This is a genomic window from Pseudomonas sp. H11T01 (assembly GCF_048515765.1).
Lineage (GTDB): Bacteria > Pseudomonadota > Gammaproteobacteria > Pseudomonadales > Pseudomonadaceae > Aquipseudomonas.
Genome location: NZ_JBLYED010000017.1, coordinates 47,000 through 70,854, shown reverse-complemented (window position 1 = coordinate 70,854; position 23,855 = coordinate 47,000). Strand labels below are relative to the sequence as shown.

General features: G+C 58.5%; 22 protein-coding genes, 1 tRNA gene and 2 pseudogenes. 14 read left to right on the top strand and 11 right to left on the bottom strand.

Translation table 11 applies throughout. The features are described 5' to 3' along the window. Nucleotides 1-58 precede the first annotated feature (58 nt). The 14 genes from ruvC (at nucleotide 59) to nadA (ending at nucleotide 10,918) form a co-directional block, all read left to right on the top strand. Nucleotides 59-583, top strand: coding sequence for a crossover junction endodeoxyribonuclease RuvC (gene ruvC, locus ACN1C3_RS21965; RefSeq protein WP_419117854.1), 525 nt, complete (start codon nucleotides 59-61; stop codon nucleotides 581-583). A gap of 115 nt (nucleotides 584-698) precedes the next feature. Then, complete coding sequence (gene ruvA / locus ACN1C3_RS21960; RefSeq protein ID WP_419117853.1) at nucleotides 699-1,310, top strand: Holliday junction branch migration protein RuvA; 612 nt, start codon at nucleotides 699-701, stop codon at nucleotides 1,308-1,310. Continuing rightward, nucleotides 1,311-2,369 (top strand): Holliday junction branch migration DNA helicase RuvB, encoded by a 1,059-nt coding sequence (gene ruvB / locus ACN1C3_RS21955; protein WP_419117852.1) that lies wholly within the window; start codon nucleotides 1,311-1,313, stop codon nucleotides 2,367-2,369. Between the two features lie 138 nt (nucleotides 2,370-2,507). Next, complete coding sequence (gene ybgC / locus ACN1C3_RS21950) at nucleotides 2,508-2,975, top strand: tol-pal system-associated acyl-CoA thioesterase (protein WP_419117851.1); 468 nt, start codon at nucleotides 2,508-2,510, stop codon at nucleotides 2,973-2,975. Then, the gene (gene tolQ, locus ACN1C3_RS21945) at nucleotides 2,965-3,660 is read left to right on the top strand and encodes a protein TolQ (protein ID WP_419117850.1); all 696 of its coding nucleotides are present in this window, start codon (nucleotides 2,965-2,967) and stop codon (nucleotides 3,658-3,660) included. Before ybgC ends, tolQ begins: the two co-directional genes overlap by 11 nt. Before the next feature lie 23 nt (nucleotides 3,661-3,683). After that, nucleotides 3,684-4,136, top strand: coding sequence for a protein TolR (tolR, locus tag ACN1C3_RS21940; RefSeq protein ID WP_162491085.1), 453 nt, complete (start codon nucleotides 3,684-3,686; stop codon nucleotides 4,134-4,136). After that, nucleotides 4,136-5,233 carry a cell envelope integrity protein TolA gene (gene tolA, locus ACN1C3_RS21935; RefSeq protein WP_419117849.1) on the top strand — a complete coding sequence of 366 codons (1,098 nt, stop codon included), beginning with the start codon at nucleotides 4,136-4,138 and terminating at the stop codon, nucleotides 5,231-5,233. The genes tolR and tolA overlap by 1 nt, the downstream gene beginning before the upstream one ends. Then, the gene (tolB, locus tag ACN1C3_RS21930) at nucleotides 5,230-6,531 is read left to right on the top strand and encodes a Tol-Pal system beta propeller repeat protein TolB (RefSeq protein WP_419117848.1); all 1,302 of its coding nucleotides are present in this window, start codon (nucleotides 5,230-5,232) and stop codon (nucleotides 6,529-6,531) included. Before tolA ends, tolB begins: the two co-directional genes overlap by 4 nt. A 52-nt stretch (nucleotides 6,532-6,583) precedes the next feature. Next, nucleotides 6,584-7,081, top strand: coding sequence for a peptidoglycan-associated lipoprotein Pal (pal, locus tag ACN1C3_RS21925; RefSeq protein ID WP_090187413.1), 498 nt, complete (start codon nucleotides 6,584-6,586; stop codon nucleotides 7,079-7,081). A gap of 6 nt (nucleotides 7,082-7,087) precedes the next feature. Then, nucleotides 7,088-7,912, top strand: coding sequence for a tol-pal system protein YbgF (gene ybgF / locus ACN1C3_RS21920; protein ID WP_419117847.1), 825 nt, complete (start codon nucleotides 7,088-7,090; stop codon nucleotides 7,910-7,912). A gap of 183 nt (nucleotides 7,913-8,095) precedes the next feature. Next, nucleotides 8,096-8,743 carry a 7-carboxy-7-deazaguanine synthase QueE gene (gene queE / locus ACN1C3_RS21915; protein ID WP_419117846.1) on the top strand — a complete coding sequence of 216 codons (648 nt, stop codon included), beginning with the start codon at nucleotides 8,096-8,098 and terminating at the stop codon, nucleotides 8,741-8,743. 1 nt (nucleotide 8,744) lies between these two features. Beyond that, on the top strand, nucleotides 8,745-9,446 hold the full coding sequence (queC, locus tag ACN1C3_RS21910; protein WP_419117845.1) for a 7-cyano-7-deazaguanine synthase QueC: 702 nt from the start codon (nucleotides 8,745-8,747) through the stop codon (nucleotides 9,444-9,446). 63 nt (nucleotides 9,447-9,509) lie between these two features. Further along, nucleotides 9,510-9,585, top strand: a tRNA-Lys gene (locus ACN1C3_RS21905). Nucleotides 9,586-9,859: 274 nt separating this feature from the next. Beyond that, the gene (nadA, locus tag ACN1C3_RS21900) at nucleotides 9,860-10,918 is read left to right on the top strand and encodes a quinolinate synthase NadA (RefSeq protein ID WP_419117844.1); all 1,059 of its coding nucleotides are present in this window, start codon (nucleotides 9,860-9,862) and stop codon (nucleotides 10,916-10,918) included. Between the two features lie 859 nt (nucleotides 10,919-11,777). Here the strand turns inward: nadA and ACN1C3_RS21895 are convergent. From ACN1C3_RS21895 to ACN1C3_RS21845, 11 genes and pseudogenes are all read right to left on the bottom strand, one after another. Then, nucleotides 11,778-12,266, bottom strand: coding sequence for an RDD family protein (locus ACN1C3_RS21895; RefSeq protein ID WP_419117843.1), 489 nt, complete (start codon nucleotides 12,264-12,266; stop codon nucleotides 11,778-11,780). A gap of 94 nt (nucleotides 12,267-12,360) precedes the next feature. Next, on the bottom strand, nucleotides 12,361-12,573 hold the full coding sequence (locus tag ACN1C3_RS21890; RefSeq protein WP_003175786.1) for a cold-shock protein: 213 nt from the start codon (nucleotides 12,571-12,573) through the stop codon (nucleotides 12,361-12,363). Nucleotides 12,574-12,974: 401 nt separating this feature from the next. Beyond that, nucleotides 12,975-14,099 carry a glycine cleavage system aminomethyltransferase GcvT gene (gene gcvT, locus ACN1C3_RS21885; RefSeq protein WP_419117842.1) on the bottom strand — a complete coding sequence of 375 codons (1,125 nt, stop codon included), beginning with the start codon at nucleotides 14,097-14,099 and terminating at the stop codon, nucleotides 12,975-12,977. A gap of 42 nt (nucleotides 14,100-14,141) precedes the next feature. After that, complete coding sequence (locus ACN1C3_RS21880; RefSeq protein WP_419117841.1) at nucleotides 14,142-15,518, bottom strand: L-serine ammonia-lyase; 1,377 nt, start codon at nucleotides 15,516-15,518, stop codon at nucleotides 14,142-14,144. A gap of 133 nt (nucleotides 15,519-15,651) precedes the next feature. Continuing rightward, nucleotides 15,652-18,501 (bottom strand): aminomethyl-transferring glycine dehydrogenase, encoded by a 2,850-nt coding sequence (gene gcvP, locus ACN1C3_RS21875; RefSeq protein ID WP_419117840.1) that lies wholly within the window; start codon nucleotides 18,499-18,501, stop codon nucleotides 15,652-15,654. 9 nt (nucleotides 18,502-18,510) lie between these two features. Beyond that, nucleotides 18,511-18,894 (bottom strand): glycine cleavage system protein GcvH, encoded by a 384-nt coding sequence (gene gcvH / locus ACN1C3_RS21870; protein ID WP_419117839.1) that lies wholly within the window; start codon nucleotides 18,892-18,894, stop codon nucleotides 18,511-18,513. Between the two features lie 316 nt (nucleotides 18,895-19,210). Next, a complete protein-coding gene (locus ACN1C3_RS21865; RefSeq protein WP_419117838.1) occupies nucleotides 19,211-20,719 on the bottom strand; it encodes a sigma-54-dependent transcriptional regulator in 1,509 nt (502 codons plus the stop codon). A gap of 200 nt (nucleotides 20,720-20,919) precedes the next feature. Beyond that, the gene (locus ACN1C3_RS21860) at nucleotides 20,920-21,279 is read right to left on the bottom strand and encodes a DUF5064 family protein (protein ID WP_419117837.1); all 360 of its coding nucleotides are present in this window, start codon (nucleotides 21,277-21,279) and stop codon (nucleotides 20,920-20,922) included. Between the two features lie 65 nt (nucleotides 21,280-21,344). After that, nucleotides 21,345-21,458: pseudogene (locus ACN1C3_RS21855) on the bottom strand (carbamate kinase); the annotation flags it as partial. A gap of 18 nt (nucleotides 21,459-21,476) precedes the next feature. Next, nucleotides 21,477-22,835 carry a CoA transferase gene (locus tag ACN1C3_RS21850; RefSeq protein WP_419117836.1) on the bottom strand — a complete coding sequence of 453 codons (1,359 nt, stop codon included), beginning with the start codon at nucleotides 22,833-22,835 and terminating at the stop codon, nucleotides 21,477-21,479. 162 nt (nucleotides 22,836-22,997) lie between these two features. Further along, nucleotides 22,998-23,513 (bottom strand): annotated as a pseudogene (locus tag ACN1C3_RS21845) (methyl-accepting chemotaxis protein); the annotation flags it as partial. Nucleotides 23,514-23,855: the final 342 nt, after the last annotated feature.

The window sequence follows — 23,855 nt, the reverse complement described above, 5'->3', positions numbered from 1 at the left end:
TTTTGTGTCGGTCTACAGTCATGTGTGTCCGATACACTTCTCTCAACCCGCAGGCGTTATGACTCTTATTCTTGGTATCGATCCCGGTTCACGCATTACCGGTTATGGCGTGGTACGCGATACCGGTCGTGGCTGCGTGTATGTCGCGTCGGGCTGTATTCGCACCGGCAGCGGCGAGCTGCATGAGCGACTGCAAATCGTCTATCGCGGTGTGCGTGAAGTCATCCAGACCTACGGGCCAGTGACCATGGGCATCGAAAAGGTCTTTATGGCGCGCAACGCTGACTCGGCCTTGAAACTGGGGCAGGCCCGTGGCGCGGCGATTGTCGCCGGAGCCGAAGAAAGTCTGGAAATCGCCGAGTACACGGCGACCCAGGTCAAGCAGGCGGTTGTCGGCACAGGCGCGGCGAATAAAGAGCAGGTGCAGATGATGGTGATGCACTTGTTGAAGCTGACAACCAAGCCGCAGATCGATGCCTCGGACGCCCTGGCGATTGCCATCTGCCATGCGCATACCCGTTCCAGCTTGCTGCCCCATGGCTTGGGTACGGCACGCAGTCGTGGCGGTCGCCTGCGTCTCTGATAGCATCAGCGCAGTCATTTTATGAGTGGAGCGTTTGGCGCCTGTCTTGTCGGCGGCCGCGCTCACTCTGTTACTCGTCAGCCATTGATCTGGCCAACGCTTAAGGATCTGAAACGTGATTGGACGCTTGCGCGGCACCTTGGCTGAAAAACAGCCGCCGCATCTGATTCTTGATGTAAATGGTCTGGGTTATGAGCTGGAAGTGCCTATGACTACCCTTTATAGACTGCCGTCGGTCGGTGAGCCGATCACCTTGCACACCCATTTGGTCGTGCGCGAGGATGCCCAGTTACTCTATGGCTTCATTGGCAAGCGCGAGCGGGATTTTTTTCGTGAGCTGATCCGCCTCAACGGCGTCGGGCCGAAACTGGCGCTGGCTTTGATGTCCAGTCTGGAAGTCGATGAGCTGGTGCGTTGTGTCTCGGCGCAAGACACGTCGGCACTGACCAAGGTGCCCGGTGTCGGCAAGAAGACCGCAGAACGACTGCTGGTGGAGCTCAAGGATCGTTTCAAGGCCTGGGAAACCGTGCCGAGCATGTTTGCTCTGGTGCCGAATCAGCCTGATGCGCCAGCGTCCCTAGTGGCCAGTTCCGAGAGTGATGCAGTCAGCGCATTGATCTCTCTGGGCTACAAGCCGCAGGAAGCCAGTAAAGCGGTTTCCGCCATCAAGGATAAAGGTTTGAGCAGTGAAGACATGATTCGCCGTGCCCTGAAGGGAATGATTTAAGTGATTGAAGCTGATCGTCTGATCGCCGCCACGGGTAGCCGTGACCGCGAGGAAATTCAGGACCGCGCGATTCGCCCGCTCAGTCTGGCCGAGTACATTGGCCAGCCGACCGTGCGCGAGCAGATGGAGCTGTTCATCCAGGCCGCCCGTGGACGTAACGAGTCGCTGGACCACACGTTGATCTTCGGTCCTCCGGGGCTGGGTAAGACCACCCTGGCTAACATCATTGCTCAGGAAATGGGCGTGTCGATCAAAAGCACCTCGGGGCCGGTGCTGGAGCGTCCGGGTGATTTAGCAGCCTTGCTGACCAATCTTGAGCCGCACGATGTGCTGTTCATCGATGAAATCCACCGCTTATCACCGATTGTCGAAGAAGTGCTGTACCCGGCGATGGAGGATTTCCAGCTCGACATCATGATCGGCGAGGGCCCGGCCGCACGCTCGATCAAGCTCGACCTGCCACCGTTTACCTTGGTGGGCGCGACCACTCGTGCCGGGATGCTGACCAATCCGCTGCGCGATCGTTTCGGAATCGTCCAGCGCCTGGAGTTTTACAGTACGGCGGATTTGGCGACCATTGTCAGTCGTTCGGCGGGTATTCTCGGCTTGCCGCTCGATCCTGATGGCGCCTTTGAAATTGCTCGTCGTGCCCGTGGTACCCCACGGATTGCCAACCGACTGCTGCGCCGTGTCCGGGACTTTGCCGAAGTTCGGGCCAATGGCCATATCACCAAACCGATTGCGGATCGGGCGCTGAATCTTCTGGATATCGACGAACGTGGCTTCGACCACCAGGACCGACGTCTACTGCTGACCATGATCGAGAAGTTCGACGGTGGGCCGGTGGGGGTAGACAGTCTGGCGGCGGCGATCAGTGAGGAGCGGCATACCATTGAGGATGTGCTCGAGCCTTACCTGATCCAGCAAGGTTATATCATGCGCACACCGCGAGGTCGGGTGGTCACCCGGCATGCGTATCTGCATTTCGGACTTAACATTCCGTCACGATTGGGGGAGATGCCCGTGGTAGACGAGTTTCTCGATACCGTGGACGATTAAATAGCCTCTGCGCACTGATTTATTCAGGGTTTGTGCTGTCCTAGGGGCTGGCATTGCCGTTCTTTCGCAAGAAATGCGTTCGAGAATGAAAAACAGTTGCCTGGCCGGATTGGCAACCTGAGGAGTAAGCACTAGAGTATGCGCGCGCAAAACGGGCTTGAGTCGTTCGCACATCGTTGTCGCGTTTATTACGAGGACACCGATGCCGGCGGCATCGTGTATTACGTTAATTACCTTAAGTTTATGGAGCGGGCTCGAACCGAGCGGCTACGCGAGCTGGGCTTTGCCCAATCGCAGCTTGCAGGCGAGGACCTGCTGTTCGTTGTGCATTCCAGCGAAGCGCGTTACCACGCGCCGGCGCGACTGGACGACGAGCTTTTGGTAAGTGCTGAAGTAATCGAATTGAACCGTGCCAGCCTGCGCTTTAAACAGCAGGTCAGGCGGGCTACGGATAATGCGCTGCTCTGTGAAGGGCAGTTTTTGGTGGCCTGTGTGCGCGCCGATAGTTTGAAACCCCGGGCCATTCCCGAAGCTCTACGTGCGGCCTTTGCCGGCGTGAGCGGCGCGGGTACACACTCAGAGCAGGAGATAAAGCGTGGAAGCTAACGTCGTCGACCATTCCTCCATGTGGAGCTTGGTCAGCAATGCCAGCGTCGTTGTGCAGTTGGTAATGCTGATCCTGGTGGCTGCATCGGTCACCTCATGGATCATGATCTTTCAGCGCAGCACCCTGCTGCGTGCCGGTCGACGTGCCCTGGAGAGCTTTGAAGAGCGCTTCTGGTCAGGTATCGACCTGTCGAAACTCTATCGTCAGGCCGGTAGCAACCCGGACCCGGACTCAGGCGTAGAGCAGATTTTCCGTGCTGGCTTCAAGGAGTTCTCCCGTCTGCGTCAGCAACCAGGCGTCGATCCGGAAGCAGTCATGGAAGGCGTGGCGCGTGCCATGCGCGTGGCTATTTCCCGTGAAGAAGAAAAGCTTGAGCAGAGCCTGCCGTTCCTCGCCACCGTCGGTTCCGTCAGCCCGTATATCGGTCTGTTCGGTACCGTCTGGGGCATCATGAACTCCTTCCGCGGCCTGGCAATGGCTCAGCAAGCGACCCTGGCCACTGTGGCCCCGGGGATCGCCGAGGCACTGATCGCTACCGCCATCGGCCTGTTCGCAGCAATTCCCGCAGTAATCGCCTACAACCGTTTTGCCGCTCGTGGCGAAACCTTGATCAGCCGTTACTACACCTTCGCCGACGAGTTCCAGGCGATCCTGCACCGCAAAGTGCACACCAGCGAAGAATAAGCAGGTATTTCCCAATGGCTTTAATCGCTCGAGCTCGTAAAAAGCGCAAGCCGGTTGCCGAGATGAACGTGGTGCCTTACATCGACGTGATGCTGGTACTGCTGGTCATCTTCATGGTGACCGCACCGATGCTCAATCAGGGCGTGAAAGTTGATTTGCCCAAGGTTTCCAGCGAAGCCTTGCCGCAAGACAACAACACACAGGTCCTGACCATATCGATCAAGGCTGACAAGACCTACTACTGGAACCTTGGCAGCGAAGTCGACACCCAAAAGCAGCAGGACAAGGCGATGACCTTGCCGCAGATGACCGATGCCGTGACCAAGATCATTCGCGCCGGTACTGAAGGTGGCAAGCGTACCCAAGTCTTCATCCGCGGCGATAAAACCGTCGATTACGGCTCCGTGATGGGTGCAATGGGTGGGCTGCAGAAAGCCGGGGTCGGTAATGTTGGCTTGATTACCGAGGCGCCCTGATGCACCAACAGCGAGAGCCGTCCGCCTCGGAAAGCTACTTTTGGCCTAGCGTATGGGCAATTGCCCTGCATATTCTGGTGTTTGGCATGCTGTTCGTCAGTTTTGCCTTCACCCCGGAATTGCCGCCGGCCAGGCCGATCGTCCAGGCGACCCTGTATCAGCTGAAATCGAAAAGTCAGGCGACCACCCAGACCAATCAGAAGATTGCGGGTGAGGCGAAGAAATCCGCCGCACGTCAGACCGAAGTCGAACAGATGGAACAGAAGAAGGTCGAGCAGGAAGCGGTAAAGGCTGCGGAACAAAAGAAAGAAGAATCGGCTCAAAAGGCCGAGGAAGCGAAAAAGGCTGACGAAGCGAAGAAAGCTGACGAAGCCAAGAAGGCAGATGAGGCGAAAAAGGCTGATGAAGCCAAGAAAGCCGACGATGCCAAAAAGACTGCGGAAGCGAAAAAGGCTGAAGAGAAACAATTGGCTGATATAGCCAAGAAGAAAGCCGAAGAAGAAGCCAAGAAGCTAGCTGAAGAAGAGGCCAAGAAAAAGGCCGCTGAAGAAGCCAAGAAAAAGATAGTCGAAGACGCGAAGAAGAAAGCCGCAGAGGACGCCAAGAAGCTAGCTGAAGCGGACGAGGCGAAGAAGAAAATCGCCGAGGATGCGAAGAAGAAAGCTGCTGCCGATGCTGCCAAGAAAAAGGCGACTGACGCGGCGCGTAAATCAACCGAAGAGAAAAAGGCTCAGGCCTTGGCTGATTTGCTTTCCGACAAGCCGCAGCGCCAGCAAGCTTTGGCTGACGAGAAGGGCGATGAAGTCGCTGGTAGTTTCGACGATCTGATTCGTGCTCGGGCAGCAGAAGGGTGGGCACGTCCTCCTTCGGCACGCAAGAACATGACGGTGGTGTTGCAAATCGGCATGTTGCCGGACGGTACGGTGACTTCGGTGACTGTGGCCAGGTCCAGTGGCGATGGTCCGTTTGACAGTTCTGCTGTAGCAGCGGTCAAGAACATTGGTCGTTTGACAGAAATGCAGGGAATGAAGCCGAGCGATTTTGCTCCCTATCGTTCATTCAAGATGACATTCACACCTGAGGATCTAGCCTTGTGAGAAACCTTCTTCGAGGAATGCTTGTCGTTATTTGCTGCCTGGCAGGGATAGCGGCGGCGGATGAAAAAAACATTCTGGTCACCAGCGGCAGTGACCGGGCGACACCGATCGCAGTAGTGCCATTCGGTTGGCAGGGCGGCAGCGTGCTGCCGGACGACATGGCGGAAATCATCGGTAACGACCTGCGTAACTCGGGTTACTACTCGCCGATTCCGAAGCAAAACATGATCGGTCTGCCGACCCAGGCCAGCGAAGTCATTTATCGCGACTGGAAGGCCCTCGGCGCCCAGTACATCATGGTCGGTAGCATTGTTCCTGCGGGCGGTCGCCTGCAGGTGCAGTACGCACTGTTCAACGTCGCCACCGAGCAGCAAGTGCTGACTGGTAGCGTGTCGGGCAGCGTCGATCAACTACGCGACATGTCCCACTACATCGCTGACCAGTCGTTCGAGAAACTCACCGGTATCAAAGGTGCTTTCTCGACGCGCATGCTGTACGTGACTGCCGAGCGTTTTTCGGTGAGCAACACACGTTACACCTTGCAGCGTTCCGACTACGACGGCGCACGTGCTGTGACCTTGCTGCAATCGCGCGAGCCAATCCTGTCGCCGCGTTTCGCACCTGATGGCAAGCGCATTGCCTATGTGTCGTTCGAGCAGAAGCGTCCGCGCATCTTCGTTCAGCACATCGACACTGGTCGTCGTGAGCAAATCACCAATTTCGAAGGCCTGAATGGCGCGCCAGCATGGTCGCCGGACGGTCAACGCCTGGCTTTCGTGCTGTCCAAAGATGGTAACCCGGATATTTATGTAATGAATCTGGGGTCGCGTCAGATCTCTCGCGTGACCAGTGGCCCGGGCATCAATACCGAACCGTTCTGGGGTAAAGATGGTTCGACCATCTACTTCACGTCCGACCGTGGTGGCAAGCCACAAATCTACAAAACCAGCGCAAGTGGCGGCGGTGCTGAGCGTGTAACATTTGTCGGTAACTATAACGCCAACCCGAAACTGTCAGCGGATGAAAAGACCCTGGTGATGATTCACCGTCAGGATGGCTTCACTAACTTCAAGGTTGCGGCCCAGGATTTGCAACGCGGAAGCGTAAAGATCCTCACAGACAGCACACTTGATGAGTCGCCTACTGTCGCGCCTAACGGCACCATGGTAATCTACGCCACCCGCCAGCAGGGCCGGGGAGTCTTGATGCTCGTGTCCATTAATGGACGCGTAAGGCTCCCGCTTCCTACCGCACAAGGCGAAGTCAGAGAACCTTCCTGGTCCCCTTACCTGAACTGACGCGGCGCTACACGTTGTACTTAACACATTGGGGTTCATTAGGAGTTTCACGATGGAAATGCTGAAGTTTGGTAAGTTTGCTGCGCTGGCTCTGGCCATGGCTGTAGCTGTAGGTTGCTCGTCCAAAGGCGGCGACAACGCCGGTCAAGGCGCTGTTGATCCAAACGCTGGGTACGGCGCTAACACTGGCGCTGTTGATGGCTCCCTGAGCGAAGAAGCTGCTCTGCGCGCAATCACCACCTTCTACTTCGAATACGATAGCTCGGACCTGAAGCCAGAAGCCATGCGCGCTCTGGACGTTCACGCCAAAGACCTGAAAGCAAACGGCGCTCGCGTTGTTCTGGAAGGCAACACCGACGAACGTGGTACTCGTGAGTACAACATGGCACTGGGCGAGCGTCGTGCGAAAGCCGTTCAGCGTTACCTGGTACTGCAAGGTGTTTCCCCAGCTCAGCTGGAACTGGTTTCCTACGGCGAAGAGCGTCCAGTTGCTACTGGCAACGACGAGCAGTCCTGGGCTCAAAACCGTCGCGTCGAACTGCGTAAGTAATTCGTCATGCGAACGTGCCGTCGTGCTGTAACTGTTTTGGCTCTCAGCCTCCTGCCGCTTGCGGCGGGGGCTGCGGTTCCTGTGGTCGAGGACAACTCTGGCTATAACAATAGCGGGAGCAGTTATCCGCCTGCGGGTTACGGTACGAACGGCGCCTATGCCGGGGGAGGGGTTTCGGCCCCTGTCTCGGCACAGGGTGAGCTGTTCAACCAACTGCAACAAATGCAGGAGCAAATCGCCCGGCAACAAGGTGTGATTGAAGTTCTGCAAAATGATGTTGCGCGCATGAAGCAGGAAAACCTGGAGCGATACCAGGATCTTGATCGGCGCATTGGATCTGGCGGTGCACCTGCCGCGGCTCCTGCAAATTCTTCCGCTGGTGGTGATGTCAATGCCGCCGGTGCAGCTGCAGCGCCTGCCACTCAGGCTCCTGCGGCAAGTAGCGAACCGGGTGATCCGGCGAAGGAAAAGCTGTATTACGACGCAGCCTTCGACCTGATCAAAGCCAAGGATTTCGACAAGGCCAGCCAGGCCTTCACAGCATTCCTGCGCAAATACCCGAACAGTCAGTACGCGGGCAACGCTCAGTACTGGTTGGGTGAAGTGAATCTGGCCAAGGGCGATCTGCAAGGTGCCGGTCAGGCTTTTGCCAAGGTTAGTCAGCTGTATCCCAAGCACGCCAAAGTGCCGGATTCGCTATACAAGCTCGCTGATGTAGAGCGCCGCCTGGGTCATACCGACAAGGTCAAAGGCATTCTGCAGCAGGTTGTCTCCCAGTATCCGGGCACTTCTGCCGCTCAGCTGGCCCAGCGCGACTTGCAACACATGTAAGCGTGTAAGCTTGTAGAAATAGTTACCCTGTTTTGAAGAAACCCGCGCCCATCGCGGGTTTTTTCGTTAGAATTCACGCCCTTTTTTATGAAACACGCTTCTTGGGATTCGCGCTGTTGCGGGGTTCCTTGAGGTGCCTGACGGAGGCGGACAGCCTGTTTAGCTGTTACGCCCGTGGCGACTATGCAAGACACATTGAGAATTACCGAAGTTTTTTACTCGTTGCAGGGTGAAACGCGGACGGCCGGGCTGCCTACTGTATTTGTGCGTCTGACCGGTTGCCCGTTGCGCTGTCAGTACTGCGACAGTGCCTACGCCTTCAGCGGTGGCTCGATCATGCCTCTGGACGGCATCCTCGAACAGGTTGCCGGCTATCGCCCGCGTTACGTTTGCGTGACGGGCGGCGAGCCCTTGGCACAACCCAATGCCATTCCTTTGCTCAAGCAGCTGTGTGACGCCGGTTACGAGGTGTCGCTGGAAACCAGCGGTGCCCTGGATATTTCTGCGGTCGATCCACGAGTCAGTCGGGTTGTCGATTTGAAGACTCCCGGCTCCAAAGAAGCTCACCGTAATCTCTACGAAAATATCGAACTGCTGACGCCAAATGATCAGGTCAAGTTTGTCATCTGCTCCCGTGAAGACTATGACTGGGCGGTGTCCAAGCTGATTCAGTACGGTCTGGATCGACGTGCCGGCGAAGTGTTGTTCTCGCCGAGCCATCATGACTTGAGCGCTCGCGATCTGGCTGACTGGATCGTGGCGGACAACCTGCCAGTTCGCCTGCAACTGCAGCTGCATAAATATCTTTGGAATGACGAGCCGGGGCGCTGAAATGACTGAGCAACTGAATCAACAGCTTTCTAATGAGAAGCGTGCGGTTATCCTGCTGTCGGGCGGTCTGGACTCGGCGACCGTAGTGGCCATGGCCCGCGCAGACGGTTATAGCTGCTACACCATGAGCTTCGATTACGGTCAGCGTCATCGCGCCGAACTGGACGCCGCCGCTCGTGTTGCCCGGGACCTTGGTGTCGTCGAGCACAAGGTGATTGGCCTGAATCTGAATGGCATTGGCGGCTCGGCTCTGACCGACAGCTCAATCGATGTGCCAGAAGCTCCAAGCGAAGGTATTCCGGTCACCTACGTGCCGGCGCGCAATACTGTGTTCCTCTCGCTCGCCCTTGGCTGGGCGGAAGTGCTCGGTGCGCGGGACATCTTCATCGGTGTGAATGCGGTGGACTACTCCGGTTACCCGGACTGCCGTCCGGAGTTTGTCGAGGCTTTCGAGCGCATGGCCAACCTGGCGACAAAGGCTGGGGTAGAGGGGCAGGGCTTCCGTATCCAGGCGCCGCTGCAGAATATGAGCAAGGCCGAAATCGTCAAGGCTGGCGTGAAGCTTGGCGTCGACTATGGGCTGACGGTGTCCTGCTATCAGGCGGACGATAACGGTCGCGCATGCGGCAAATGCGACAGCTGCCGCCTGCGCGCAGAGGGCTTTGCGGCCGCCGGAATCAGCGACCCAACACCTTATTTCTGATTTATTTCAAAACAGGTGTTGAATTCCCGTTAAAAATCAGTATTATACGCGCCACCACACAGCGGGTCGTTAGCTCAGTTGGTAGAGCAGTTGGCTTTTAACCAATTGGTCGTAGGTTCGAATCCCACACGACCCACCATTTTAGATGTAGATGTTTGAAAATCTGGAAGGCCCATGAAAATGCGGATTTCCAGATTTTTTTTTGCCCTGGATTTTAGTTCTGTCCAATCCGGGCGCTTCACTGCTTTACGCAGGTCAGAATCATCTTTTGAATCCATTGGATATTCTGTAGCCTTGCGCAGCTTCAACGCTGTCCGTGCCTGATGAACTCACTCTCCCGGCGGGGCCCTGATCGGTCCGGAGCCGGTGGTATACTCGACTTTCGCGCAACCGCGCTTGCAGGTCTTGCGAACATGACGCAAATTTCTGAACGCCTTCTGGTTCAAGCCCACCTCGATGCCAAGCAGCCCAAGCCGCTAAGCGCCGAAGAGGAAGCCTATTACCGTGCCGCCATCGCTGCCGAGCTCAAAGCTCAGGACGCCGTGCTGGTTGCTCACTTCTATTGCGATCCGATCATTCAGGCCCTGGCCGAAGAAACCGGCGGCTGTGTGTCCGACTCGTTGGAGATGGCCCGCTTCGGCAACAGCCATCCGGCCAAGACGGTGGTGGTCGCCGGTGTGAAGTTCATGGGTGAGACCGCAAAGATCCTCAATCCGGAAAAACGTGTGCTGATGCCGACCCTGGAAGCGACTTGCTCGCTGGATCTGGGTTGCCCGGTGGACGAGTTCTCGGCGTTTTGCGATCAGCACCCTGAGCGCACGGTGGTGGTGTATGCCAACACGTCAGCCGCCGTTAAAGCCCGTGCTGATTGGGTGGTGACCTCCAGCTGTGCAGTGGAGATCGTCGAAAGCCTGATGGATAACGGCGAGACGATCATCTGGGCCCCGGACAAGCACCTAGGCACTTATATTCAGCGTAAAACCGGTGCTGACATGTTGCTCTGGGACGGCGCCTGCATCGTCCACGAAGAGTTCAAGTCCAAGCAGCTCGAAGACATGAAGGTGCTGTATCCGGATGCGGCGATTCTGGTTCACCCTGAGTCACCGACGGCGGTCATCGAGCTGGCCGATGCGGTGGGTTCTACCAGTCAGCTCATAGCGGCTGCGCAAAGCCTGCCGAACAAGACGTTTATCGTGGCCACCGATCGCGGCATTTTCTACAAAATGCAGCAGTTGTGCCCGGACAAGCTCTTCATTGAGGCGCCAACGGCCGGTAACGGCGCGACATGCCGCAGTTGTGCGCATTGCCCATGGATGGCGATGAACACCCTTGAGCGGATGCTGCAGTGCCTGCGAGAGGGTTCCAATGAGATCTTCGTCGACCCGGCGCTGATTCCCCAGGCCATTCGGCCGCTTAAGCGCATGCTCGACTTTACTCAGGCTGCGCGTATGAAGCTGGCGGGTAATGCCTGATCTGCTGGCAGGTCGTCTGAACAGGCGACCTGTCTCTCGCTGATGTACTCCGACCCACTGTAGGAGCGAGCTTGCTCGCGATGGCGGCCTTCCGGCCGGCCTGTCTCTTGCGGATGTACATAGATCAACTGTGGGAGCCGAGCTTGCTCGCGATGGCGGCCTGACAGCCGGCCAATCTCTTGCTGGTGTACATATCCATTCCTGCGGTAACGGCCACTTAGGGTTCCGTCCTTACGACGGGTCACTTTGGAAAAAAAAGCCCCAAAGTAACCAAAGGGCTTTTGCCCCTTTCGTTCGGCCCTTCGCCTAGGCTCAGGGTGCCCTCGCTCCGGTCCTGCTCCGTGGACACGCCGCCATCGGCCATCCATGGCCGAGGCTGTGTAAAAACGTTTTTCAGCGCGACAGGTACTGAAAACCAGACTGGAAATCGCGCTTCTACGCAAAATCCACATCTGCTGACGTGCCGATAAATTTCAGATTTAACGTAGATGCGCACACTTCAATTTTGTCGACGCGTTTTTACACACTCTGGGCCGGGGGCGGCTAACCCGGCATCCATGCCGGGCTGCCCACTGCGCAGAACCTCCACTCGGTCTCTCGAGGGGGGCGGTGCATCAAGATCAAAAGCGAGGCGGCCGACCGGCCGGCCCGGGCTCAGTGCACGCGTTCCCCTGTGGAGCTGGCTTGCCAGCGAAGCTGTTGATCTGGGTGTTGCTTTTGCTTTGCTTTGGCTTTGGATCTGCCTGCCCCTTTCCCAGAGGCCCTTAAGCCGCCGTTACCGCAGCAACGGATATACACCCAAAAATTCAATCAAAAGATCGCAGCCTGCGGCAGCTACAGGTTTTGTGTACGCCTGAAGCTACTTCGTCTTCTTAGGAATCCGCACCAGCTGGCTGTTGGAGTAGATGTCGTGCCAGCTGCGTTTCTGTTTGTCGAACAACGACCAGACGAATCCCAAACCTACGCAAAGCAGCGAAGCAATCGATACGACAAAGCGCAGCAAGGCCTGCCACAGGCTGATCGCCGTACCGTCGGGGTTCTGTACGCGAATGCACCAGACTTGCATGCCAAGGGTCTGGCCGTTCCAGGTCCAGAATTTGGCGAAGAAGCCGAAGAGGACGAACAGCAGGATCGTTGAAAGCAGCGGGTCACCGTCCAGTGCGCCGGAGTCGGTCAGGGCGCGCATTTTTTCTTCGCCGATGATCGCCATCTGCACCATTTTGTAAATGCCCCCGGTGACGATCAACAGGGCAGTGCACAACAGGAAGTCATAGAACATCGCTGCCAGGCGACGGCCCAGGCCGGCGGCGGGAAAGTCGCCCTGGGGGCTTAGCAGGTGTTTCGACATGACAGAACTCTCGGCTGAAAAAAGCCATTTTACGGAATTACGCGCACAAAAAAGCCCCTGATGTCAGCATCAGGGGCTTTTTCGTTACAGAGGATCAGGCTTCTGCTTGTACTTCGTCAGCCTGCATGCCTTTTTGGCCTTGCACAGCAACGAAAGTCACTTTCTGGCCTTCTTTCAGGCTCTTGAAGCCGTTGCCCTGAATAGCGCGGAAATGGACGAACAGATCCGGACCGCTTTCTGGAGTGATAAAACCAAAACCTTTTTCGTCGTTAAACCACTTGACGGTACCGCTCTGACGTTGGGACATTTCTTGTTTCCTTTGACGCAAAAATTAATGACAGTCTCTTTCTAATGAAAGAGTACTGGGGCTGGTTGCAGGAAAGTAAGAGACGTAGAACGGGTTGTAGCAAACTTATGGCTACTGCCCAGGTCACGGTTCCAAGCGACCCATGCAAACACAGTGAAGAAACTCTACGCCAACTAAGGGAGAAAAAACAAGCCCTTCGAAGCCCCCGGTTTTGCTCAGTGTGAGGGTCGTTTGCAGGCTGGCGATATCGCTTATTCGATAGAACTGTTCAATTGTTTTCGATCGTTATAAGCCAAGTTCATTATCGAAGCTTATAGTCAAAAGCATGCCCTGTTTCATGGCGGTTGCGTTACACATTAGTGCACTGTTAACGCAACCGCGTTACTTATAGAAACAGTCAATCAACCGCGATAGTAGCGTTGTGGCACAAATGGCATTTTGCTTACATTCATTGGCACCTTTTTCCCACGAACAATCGCCCATACGGGTGTGTCGAGTGTCATGTATTGGCTGTCGAGGTAGCCCATGGCCAATGGACCGCCCAACGTTGGCCCAAAGCCGCCGCTGCAGACGGTACCGATCACTGCGCCTTCTTCGTTGACGATCTCTGCACCTTCACGCACCGGGGTGCGTTCCTGAGGTAACAGGCCGACCCGTTTGCGGCTGACACCGGTTTGTTGCTGAGCGAACACGCTTTCTGCGCCAGGGAAGCCGCCGGCACGAAGGCCATCGGCGCGACGAGTCTTGGAGATGGCCCAGAGCAGGCTGGCCTCGATAGGTGTGGTCTCGGTATTCATGTCGTGGCCGTAGAGGCACAGGCCGGCTTCCAGGCGCAGTGAGTCGCGGGCACCGAGGCCAATTGCCGCCACTTCCGGTTCAGCCAGCAGTGCGCGAGCCAAGGCTTCTGCATTGGCGGCTGGCACGGAGATTTCAAAACCGTCTTCGCCGGTGTAACCGGAACGGCTGACGTAGCAGTCCACGCCGAGCAACTTCACGCTGGCGAACTGCATGAAAGTCATCTTCGACACTTCAGGTGCCAGACGCGCCAGTACCGTTACCGCTGTCGGGCCTTGCAGGGCGAGCAGGGCGCGTTCTTCGAACAGTGGCTGAATCTCGCACTGGCCGCCGATGTGTTTGCGCAGGTGCGCCAGATCCTGATCCTTGCAGGCAGCGTTGACCACCAGGAACAGTTCGTCGTTGCCAAGGTTGGCGACCATCAGGTCATCGAGAATGCCGCCGGTTTCATTGGTGAACATTGCATAACGCTGCATGCCTACCGGCAGGTCGATGATGTCTACCGGTACCAGGGTCTCCAGCGCCTTGGCGGCATTGGCGCCGGTCAGGCGAATCTGACCCATGTGCGAGACATCGAACAACCCGGCTTGATCACGGGTGTGCTGGTGTTCTTTCATCACGCCCAATGGGTATTGCACCGGCATGTCGTAGCCGGCGAATGGCACCATGCGCGCGCCGAGCTCCAGATGCAGGGCGTGCAGCGGGGTTTTCAACAGATGTTCGGTGGACATGTTCAGCTCCTGAAAAAATGCACTGATGCAGCCTGGCTCGCATCAGCACTCAATAATGTTGACCGCCAAACCGCCACGGGCGGTTTCCTTGTATTTGCTTTTCATATCGGCGCCGGTCTGGCGCATGGTGCGGATGACCTTGTCGAGGGAGACGTAGTGTTGACCGTCGCCGCGCAGGGCTATGCGCACCGCATTGATGGCTTTCACCGAACCCATGGCGTTGCGCTCGATGCATGGCACCTGGACCAGGCCGCCAATCGGGTCGCAGGTCAGCCCGAGGTTGTGTTCCATGCCGATCTCGGCGGCGTTTTCTACCTGTTGCACGGTGCCGCCCAGCACTTCACAGAGTGCTCCAGCGGCCATCGAGCAGGCAACGCCCACCTCGCCCTGGCAGCCGACTTCGGCACCGGAGATCGAGGCGTTTTCCTTGTACAGAATGCCAATCGCCGCTGCGGTGAGCAGAAAACGCACCACGCCGTCTTCATTGGCGCCCGGAATGAAGCGCATGTAGTAATGCAAAACCGCAGGAACAATCCCTGCCGCGCCGTTGGTCGGTGCGGTGACGACACGTCCGCCGTTGGCGTTTTCCTCGTTGACGGCCAGGGCATACAGGTTGACCCAGTCGAGCACCGAGAGCGGATCGCGCAGGGCCGCTTCGGGGCTCTTGCACAATTGCTGATACAGCGCTGCCGCACGGCGTTTGACCTTCAAGCCACCGGGCAGAATCCCTTCGTTGCGGCAACCGGCGGCGACGCAATCCTGCATCACTTGCCAGATTTTCAGCAGGCCGGTACGGGTTTCCGATTCCGGGCGCCAGGCGCTTTCATTGGTCAGCATCACCTGGCTGATGGACAGGCCGTAGGTGGTGCAATGGCCAAGCAAGTCCTTGGCACTCTTGAACGGGAAGGTCAGCGGCGTGGCGTCTTCGACGATGCGATCAGCGCCTGCGGCGTCTTCATCGACGACGAAACCGCCGCCGACCGAGTAATACTCGCGGCTGCGGACCTGCAAACCGGCCGCATCAAAGGCACGAAAAATCATGCCATTGGGGTGATAGGCCAGCGGTTTGCGAATCATCGCCAAGTGGAGTTTTTCGTTGAATTCAATGCTGTGCTCACCGAGCAGGTTCAAGCGTCCGCTGCTGCGAATATCGAGCAGGCGGGCGGCGATGGTCTCGGTATCCACGGTATCCGGATGTTCACCTTCCAGGCCCAGTAACACGGCCTTGTCGCTGCCGTGGCCCTTGCCGGTGGCGCCGAGTGAGCCGTACAGCTCGACTTTGACGCAGGTGGTTGCGGCCAGTAGCCCTTCACGGCGCAAACCTTCGACGAAGCGCGCAGCAGCGCGCATCGGGCCGACGGTGTGGGAGCTGGAGGGGCCGATGCCAATCTTGAACAGGTCGAACACGCTTAACGACATGGTTGTTCTCCGGTTTCTTGTTATGAGGATCGACACAGATCTTATGGGGGCTGCGGTCCTGTGGGAGCAAGCTCGCTCCCACAGGGTTATGCGGATTTCTTGAGTGGGGCGGGTTAACCGCCCCCACACAGTTTTAAGCGTAGCTTTCGATCGACGGGCAGGCGCAGATCAGGTTGCGATCACCGAACACGTTGTCGACCCTACCGACTGGTGGCCAGTATTTGCCTTCGATCAACGATGCAACCGGGTACACCGCCTGTTCACGGCTGTACGGGTGAGTCCACTCGCCAACGATTTCCGCTGCGGTGTGCGGGGCGTTTTTCAGTGGGTTGTCATCCTTGTCCAGCGTGCCGTTTTCCACTGCGCGGATTTCTTCGCGGATGCGGATCATGGCGTCGCAGAAGCGGTCCAGTTCTTCCTTGGATTCACTTTCGGTCGGCTCGATCATCAGCGTGCCGGCCACCGGGAAAGACATGGTCGGTGCGTGGAAGCCGAAGTCGATCAGGCGCTTGGCGACGTCATCGACGCTGATGCCACTGCTGTCTTTGAGCGGGCGCAGGTCGAGGATGCATTCGTGAGCCACCAGACCATTGCTGCCGGTGTACAGCACCGGGTAGTGCTCTTCGAGGCGACGGGAAATGTAGTTGGCGTTGAGGATCGCCAGCTGCGACGCACGCTTGAGACCTTCGCCGCCCATCATACGAATGTACATCCAGGTGATCGGCAGAATGCTTGCGCTGCCGAACGGTGCTGCGCAGACCGCGCCTTCCTTGCGTTCCATGTTGGCGTGACCTGGCAGGAACGGCGTCAGGTGGGACTTCACGCCAATCGGGCCGACGCCCGGGCCGCCACCACCGTGAGGGATGCAGAAGGTTTTGTGCAGGTTCAGGTGGGACACGTCGCCGCCGAACTTGCCTGGAGCACAGAGGCCGACCATGGCGTTCATGTTGGCGCCGTCGATGTACACCTGGCCGCCGTTGTCATGAATGATCCCGCAGATTTCGCGGATGCCTTCTTCGAACACGCCGTGGGTCGACGGGTAGGTGATCATCAGCGCGGCGAGGTGTTCACGGTGCTCGATGGCTTTGGCGCGCAGGTCTTCGATGTCGACGTTGCCGCGAGCGTCGCACGCAGTGACCACCACGCGCATACCGGCCATGTTGGCGGTTGCCGGGTTAGTACCGTGGGCGGACGAAGGGATCAGGCAGATGTCGCGACGATCATCGCCACGGCTCTGATGGTAAGCACGGATCGCCAAGAGACCGGCGTATTCGCCCTGGGAGCCGGCGTTCGGCTGCAGGGAAATCGCGTCGTAACCGGTAGCAGCGCAGAGCATTGCTTCCAGTTCGTCAGTCAGTTGCTGGTAGCCGGCGCTCTGCTCGGCCGGTGCGAACGGATGCAGTGAGCCGAACTCGGCCCAGGTCACCGGGATCATTTCGCTGGCGGCGTTGAGCTTCATGGTGCACGAGCCCAGCGGGATCATGGTGCGATCCAGCGCCAGGTCTTTGTCGGCAAGCTTGCGCAGGTAGCGCATCAGCTCGGTTTCCGAGTGATAACGGTTGAACACCGGGTGGCTGAGGATCGGCGATTGGCGCAGCAGAGTGGCTGGAATGCGGCTCTCAACAGCAGCGGCCAGTGCAGCGAAGTCCGGCAGTGCTTTGCCGTCAGCCAGCACGTTCCACAGGGTTTCGATGTCGACCTGGCTGGTGGTTTCGTCGAGGGACACGCCGAGACGCTCGCCATCGACCACACGCAGGTTGATGCGTTGGGCGCGGGCCTTGTCTTGCAGGGCGGCGGTCTGGCTGCCGGTGTTCAGGGTCAGGGTGTCGAAGAAGCTCTCTTGCTCGACGTTCAGACCCAGATCGCTCAAGCCTTTGGCGAGGATCGCAGTCAGGTGATGGATGCGATTGGCGATCTGCTTCAGGCCTTTAGGGCCATGATAAACGGCGTACATGCTGGCGATATTGGCCAGCAGCACTTGGGCGGTGCAGATGTTGCTGGTGGCTTTCTCGCGACGGATATGTTGCTCGCGGGTTTGCATGGCCAGGCGCAGTGCTGGCTTGCCGTGACGGTCCACCGAGACGCCGACCAGACGGCCCGGCATGTCGCGTTTGAACGCGTCGCGGGTGGAGAAGTAAGCCGCGTGCGGGCCACCGAAGCCCAGCGGCACGCCGAAGCGTTGGGCGCTGCCGATGGCAACGTCGGCACCGAATTCGCCTGGCGGAGTCAGTACGGTCAGGGCCAGCAGGTCAGCGGCCACCGCGACCAGGGCATTGGCGGCGTGGAAGCGTTCGGTCAGTTCGCGGTAGTCGAACAGGTCGCCGTTGCTGGCCGGATATTGCAGCAGGGCGCCGAAGAAGGCGCTGACATCGGTCAGTTCGCGTTCGTCACCGACCACGACGTCGATGCCCAACGGCTCGGCACGGGTGCGCAGCACGTCAAGGGTTTGCGGGTGGCAGTGGCTTGAGGCGAAGAACGCGTGGCTGCCTTTGTTCTTGCTCAGGCGTTTGCAGAAGGTCATGGCTTCGGCAGCGGCGGTGGCTTCGTCGAGCAGCGAGGCGTTGGCGATCGGCAGTCCGGACAAGTCGCTGATCAGCGTCTGGAAGTTCAGCAGCGCTTCCAGACGGCCTTGGGAAATCTCTGGTTGATACGGGGTGTAGGCGGTGTACCAGGCCGGGTTTTCCAGCAGGTTGCGCAGGATAGGCGACGGCGTGTGGGTGCCGTAGTAGCCCTGGCCGATGTAGGTCTTGAACAGCTGGTTCTTGGCGGCGATGGCTTTGATCGATGCCAGGGCATCGGCTTCGCTTTGACCGGCGCCCAGCTCGAGGACGCTGGTGCCCTTGATGCTGTCAGGAATGACGCTGGCGCTCAGGGCTTCCAGAGAGTCGAAACCGAGGCTGTTGAGCATGGCTTGCTCATCGCCCTGACGCGGGCCGATGTGGCGCGCGATGAATTCGTTGGCGGTGCTCAAATTGATAGTCATGACGGCTCCTCAGGCTTCGGCGTTGGCTTTGATCAGACGGTCGTAGGCGTCTTGATCCAGCAGTTTGCCTACAGCGTCGGCATCAGCCGGGACAAAGCGGAAGAACCAGCCTTCGCCCAGAGGATCTTCGTTGACCAGTTCAGGGCTGCTTTCGAGCGCTGGATTGGTCTCGACCACTTCACCGTCCAACGGCATGTACACGCCGCTGGCCGCTTTTACTGATTCAACGGTCGCCGTTTCTGCGCCTTTTTCATAGGACTGCAGGTCCGGCAGTTGCACGAAAACTACATCGCCCAGCGCGTTCTGCGCGAAAGCGGTGATGCCAACAGTGACGCTGCCGTCAGCTTCGGTGCGCAGCCATTCGTGATCTTCAGTAAAACGCAACTCGCTCATGGAAACTCCTCAGGGGGCCAGACTCGTCTGGTGGACGCGATTGAATGCTCGTGCAGGGCAGAGCTGAATGGTGAGTTAGTAAGCAAAATCGCGGCCAATGTTTTTTATTACATATAAATCAATGGATTGGGCGTTTTTGAATGGGCAAGTAAACCCATGGATGTAGCGAAATCGCTACAGCGCCAAGCGAAGAAAAAAGCCTATGGGGATCAAAGCCTTGCGTAGCGGCGATTAGCGAGGTGTGTAGCGATATCATTCCACTGTAGCGCTTTCAGTACAGATGGAGGTCGCTTTTCGCTCCTGCCAGGGGGTGGTGTCAGGCCTTGCCCGGAATCCCGTACTTGCGCAATCGATGGGCGATGGCGGTATGGGAGGTTTGCAGGCGGCTGGCCAGTTGTCGGGTCGAGGGGTAATTGATGTAGAGTTTTTCCAGCAGGGTCTTCTCGAACTCTTCCATGGCCTGCTCCAGACTGTCGACTTCGGTATCGCTCTGGCGCGCTACGGAGGTGCCAGCGATATCCAGATCACCAATGTCCACCAACGTGCTTTCGCAAATCGCAGCGGCACGGAAGATCACGTTCTGCAATTGCCGCACGTTGCCTGGCCAGCGGTTACCCAGCAGCGCCGGATAAGTGCCCGGCGCCAGGCGACAGACCGGACGCTGGATCTGCGCACAGGCCTGCTGCATGAAATAACGCGCCAGCAACAGGATGTCCTGACCGCGTTCACGCAGCGGTGGGACTTCGACGTTCAGCACGTTCAAGCGATAGAACAGGTCTTCGCGGAACGAACCTTCGCTGACCATTTTTTCCAGGTCGCGGTGGGTCGCGCTGAGGATTCGCACGTTGACCTTGACCTCGCGATCACCCCCCACCCGACGGAAGCTGCCGTCGTTGAGAAAGCGCAGCAGTTTGGCTTGCAGGTACGGCGACATCTCGCCGATCTCGTCGAGGAACACCGTGCCCTGGTTGGCCAGTTCCATCAGCCCCGGTTTGCCGCCGCGCTGGGCGCCGGTGAAGGCGCCGGGGGCGTAACCGAACAGTTCACTTTCAGCGAGGTTTTCCGGCAACGCCGCGCAGTTCAGCGCCAGAAACGGTGAGCTGTGACGAGCGCTGATGGCGTGACAGGCACGAGCCACCAGCTCTTTGCCGGTGCCGGTTTCGCCCTGGATCAATAACGGGGCGTCGAGGGCCGCCACTCGTTGGGCGCGGGCCTTGAGGGTACGGATCGCCGGGGATTCGCCGAGCAGTGCGTCAAAGCCTTCGGCATGGTCGTGGTGCAGCGCGGACAGACGTTCGCCGATGCGATTGGGCTGGTACAACGTCAGTAGGGCGCCAGCATCGGTGATCGGCGTGGCGTCGAGCAATAGGGTCTGACCATTGACGGTGATTTCGCGCAACGGCAGACGAAAGCCCTGTTCGAGCAACGCCTCCAACAGCGCCGGATCGGCAAACAGTTCAGCAATGCTTTCCCCGGCCGGTTCGCGGCCATACAAAGCGATCAGCGCCGGGTTGGCCAACAGCACTTTGCCAGCGCTGTCGAGGGCCAGTACCGGGTCAGTCATCGCCGCGAGCAGTGCGTCGAGCTGCAGATGTCGACGCTGGCCGGGAAGGATATCGACCACCGTCACCGCCTGCACACCGCGCACACTGAACAACGCATCGCGCAGCTCTTCCAGCACCTGCGGGCTCAGGGTCGGGGCGTCGATGTAGACGTTGGGCGGAACCATCTCCACCGCATCCAGATTGAGATTGCGCCCACCCAGCAGGGCCAGGACTTCCTGGGTGATGCCGACGCGGTCGATGAAACTGACGTGGATACGCATGGGGCGACTGACGGTTCTGGAGTGCGGAGGGTGGCAAGTATGCCTTGGGGGAGGGGGTTAGGTGAAATCCAGCGCAAGGCTTCAGAGCGATGGATGACTCCTGTGGGAGCGAGCTTGCTCGCGATAGCGGTGGGACAGTCGACATTACTGTTGAATGTTAAACCGTCATCGCGAGCAAGCTCGCTCCCACAGGAGAGGGTTTATTCCAGGTGTTCGGGCTTCACCGGGTCACCGGGTTTGACGTTGAGCTGTTCGCGGATGTCTTCGAACATCAAGTCGTATTCTTTATGCATTGTCCGCAAGTCGGCGCTTTTCGGCATGCCGTGCTTCATCGCGGCGTGGAACGCTACGCTGGCGAAGTTGCAAGCCATGTCCTTGGTCAATGTGAATTCTTCCTCGAAGGCTTTACCGTTGATTTCGCCATGCAGGGTGAAGTGCATCGACGGGCCTTCCTTCGGGTCGCTTACGACTTCATAGTCGAGCTTGATGTCATAACCAAAATCGCGGGGCTGTAGCTTTGCGCGCTGGATATGCAGGTGACCGGGCTCGAACGTGGCCATAGGCGTCTCTCCTTCAAAGGCTGAAGAAGGGCAAGCCGTTGGCCTGCCCTGAGGTTCTTACAGATAGTAATGCCAGGTTTCGCCGTGCTGATGCGGGTGCCGGCCGTGCCCTGGACGATCGCTTCGATGTCCGAGAGTGAACCGATCACTGCGACTTTGCCAGTGCTGCGGGCTTGCTCGCGAAAGCTATTTGCAAGTCACCACCACTGCGCCCGATGCGAACCCAATTCCCCGGCCGGAATCGTCCATTGCAGTGGTGTGCCAGTCATTTTCAATGGCACCTGCAAACGATGCGCCGGCCCCCATGAAGTCTGCTCGATCAGCATCCCCTGATCACCTGCATCTTCTGCCCGCAAAGCCTGCGGCGTATTGACCTGACCATGCTCCAACAACAACTTCGCGGTGCGTGCCAATGACAGGCGCGCCGAACTGCAGTGGCCGCTACTCAAGCGCTCAGTCAGTGCGCGAATCGCGCTGGCGGCCATCAGGTAGCCAGTCCCATGATCCAGTGCCTGAACCGGCAGCGGTGTGGGCTTGTCGGTTTTTTTCCAGTGCATCCCGGCGTCGGCGATGCCGCTGCTCATCTGCACCAGGCTGTCGAAGCCTCGGCGGTTCTGCCAGGGGCCGCACCAACCGTAGGCATTGAGGCTGACGTCAATCAGCCCCGGAGCGATGTTCTGCCGTTCATCTTGCCCGTAGCCAAGGCGTTCCAGTGCGTCGGCGCGGTAGCCATGAAGCAGGATGTCGGTGTCTTTGAGCAGCGCTTCAAACACCGCGCGATCAGACTTGTCGTGCAGGTTCAGCCGGGTGCAGCGTTTGCCCAGCGTGACTTCCGGGACCACACCCGGTTCGTTCCAGTCCGGTGGATCGACGCGCAATACATCGGCACCGAGCCCGGCCAGGAAGCGGCTGGCGATCGGGCCGGCGAGGACGCGGGTCAAATCCAGCACCTTGATACCGGCCAGCGGTTGCGCCACCGAACCTTGCCATGTTTTTTCGGTTTGGTGGATGTTCGCAGCGAAGTGGATCAGCGGCTCGGCATTCACCGCCACACCTTGGGGATGGGTTTGCCATTGCTCCCAGGAACGCATCTCGGCCGCACAACCTCCGGCATCGACGACCGCTTGTTCCAGCTCGGTTTTGCCCCATTGGCTGACCTTGGCGGCCATCGTCGCTCGATCCGCGCACTGGCCCAGAACACGCTCGGCGCTGGCGCGGTGATGCGGTGCGTTGGTGTGCAGACGGATCCAGCCATCGCGGGTGGCGTAGTCGCCAGCAATCGGGTCCCAGAGTGGCGGGACGCTCCAGCCGACGGGGCGCAGCGAGGTGGCAAACCAGAAGGACGCCAGACGTCGGTCGACTTCGAGCGAGGGCCAGCGGCCGGTCTGCCTGCAAAGGAGTTCGGCGACGGCAAGGCCTGCGGCAGCGATGCTGGCGCAGGCCAGATCGGTGACGGCAAAGGCTGAGGGCAGGGCGCCGGTCGAGGTGAAACAGATGGCTTCGGGTGTTTGCGGCAAGCCGAGTGCGGCTTGAATGGACGTCAGAAAATCAGTCATCAAAGGCCCTCCGGAAGAGAGGGCAGCATAGATCAAAACTGTAGATCGTTCCCACGCGCCGCAAAGGAATGCAGCCCGTGACGCTCTGCGTCACAGAAGCGGACGCAGAGCGTCCAGTGAGGCATTCCCACGCGGGAGCGTGGGAACGATCATCACAGCGGGCTACACCCGAAATTGATGGATCAGTTTCATTTGCTGCGTCGCCAGGGCATTCAGCTGGCTGCTGATCTGGGCCGATTCGGTGGCCTGTTCGGTCAGAGTTTCGGTCACGGTGCGGATCGCCGAAACGTTGCGGTTGACCTCTTCGGCCACGGCGCTTTGCTGCTCGGCGGCGCTGGCGATTTGCAGGTTCATGTCGCTGATCACCGTCACTGCATCGCTGATCTTGCCCAAGGCTTGCACCGCTTGCTGGATTTGCCCGGCGTTGCTGTGGGCCTGGGTCTGACTCGAATGCATGGTCGCAACCACGCCACGGGTGCCACTTTGAATGCGCTCGATCACCAGGCGGATTTCTTCCACTGAGTCCTGAGTGCGTTTGGCCAGATTGCGGACCTCATCGGCGACCACCGCAAAACCACGACCGCTTTCCCCGGCGCGCGCTGCTTCAATCGCTGCGTTCAGCGCCAGCAGATTGGTTTGCTCGGCGATGCTGCGGATGACTTCCAGCACCGAACCGATCTGCTCGCTGTTGACCGCCAGCGCTTCGACTTCGGTGACCGCTTTGCTGACTTCTTCCGCCAGTAGATTGATGTCACGGGTACTGCGCTCGATGATCGACATCCCGTCCTTGGCCGATTGATCGGCACCGCGGGCGGCGCTGGCTGCATTCGAAGCACTGTTGGCAACGTCGTGAGCGGTGGCGCTCATTTCGTTGGACGCCGTGGCGACCAGATCGATTTCGCGGAACTGCACCTGCATGCCTTCACTGGTCTGGCGGGCGATTTCCGAGGACTGATCGGCCGTGCCGCGGGCTTCGGTGATGCTGTGTTTGATCTGCGCGATGGTCGGTTGCAGCTTGTC

What these genes read in the sequence shown, in the direction of transcription:
- ruvC (WP_419117854.1), top strand. Translation starts at nt 59, where the DNA reads ATGACTCTTATTCTTGGTATCGATCCCGGTTCACGCATTACCGGTTAT.
- ybgC (WP_419117851.1), top strand. Translation starts at nt 2,508, where the DNA reads ATGCGCGCGCAAAACGGGCTTGAGTCGTTCGCACATCGTTGTCGCGTT.
- tolA (WP_419117849.1), top strand. Translation starts at nt 4,136, where the DNA reads ATGCACCAACAGCGAGAGCCGTCCGCCTCGGAAAGCTACTTTTGGCCT.
- pal (WP_090187413.1), top strand. Translation starts at nt 6,584, where the DNA reads ATGGAAATGCTGAAGTTTGGTAAGTTTGCTGCGCTGGCTCTGGCCATG.
- ybgF (WP_419117847.1), top strand. Translation starts at nt 7,088, where the DNA reads ATGCGAACGTGCCGTCGTGCTGTAACTGTTTTGGCTCTCAGCCTCCTG.
- queE (WP_419117846.1), top strand. Translation starts at nt 8,096, where the DNA reads ATGCAAGACACATTGAGAATTACCGAAGTTTTTTACTCGTTGCAGGGT.
- queC (WP_419117845.1), top strand. Translation starts at nt 8,745, where the DNA reads ATGACTGAGCAACTGAATCAACAGCTTTCTAATGAGAAGCGTGCGGTT.
- nadA (WP_419117844.1), top strand. Translation starts at nt 9,860, where the DNA reads ATGACGCAAATTTCTGAACGCCTTCTGGTTCAAGCCCACCTCGATGCC.
- ACN1C3_RS21895 (WP_419117843.1), bottom strand. Translation starts at nt 12,266, where the DNA reads ATGTCGAAACACCTGCTAAGCCCCCAGGGCGACTTTCCCGCCGCCGGC.
- ACN1C3_RS21890 (WP_003175786.1), bottom strand. Translation starts at nt 12,573, where the DNA reads ATGTCCCAACGTCAGAGCGGTACCGTCAAGTGGTTTAACGACGAAAAA.
- gcvT (WP_419117842.1), bottom strand. Translation starts at nt 14,099, where the DNA reads ATGTCCACCGAACATCTGTTGAAAACCCCGCTGCACGCCCTGCATCTG.
- ACN1C3_RS21880 (WP_419117841.1), bottom strand. Translation starts at nt 15,518, where the DNA reads ATGTCGTTAAGCGTGTTCGACCTGTTCAAGATTGGCATCGGCCCCTCC.
- gcvP (WP_419117840.1), bottom strand. Translation starts at nt 18,501, where the DNA reads ATGACTATCAATTTGAGCACCGCCAACGAATTCATCGCGCGCCACATC.
- gcvH (WP_419117839.1), bottom strand. Translation starts at nt 18,894, where the DNA reads ATGAGCGAGTTGCGTTTTACTGAAGATCACGAATGGCTGCGCACCGAA.
- ACN1C3_RS21865 (WP_419117838.1), bottom strand. Translation starts at nt 20,719, where the DNA reads ATGCGTATCCACGTCAGTTTCATCGACCGCGTCGGCATCACCCAGGAA.
- ACN1C3_RS21860 (WP_419117837.1), bottom strand. Translation starts at nt 21,279, where the DNA reads ATGGCCACGTTCGAGCCCGGTCACCTGCATATCCAGCGCGCAAAGCTA.
- ACN1C3_RS21850 (WP_419117836.1), bottom strand. Translation starts at nt 22,835, where the DNA reads ATGACTGATTTTCTGACGTCCATTCAAGCCGCACTCGGCTTGCCGCAA.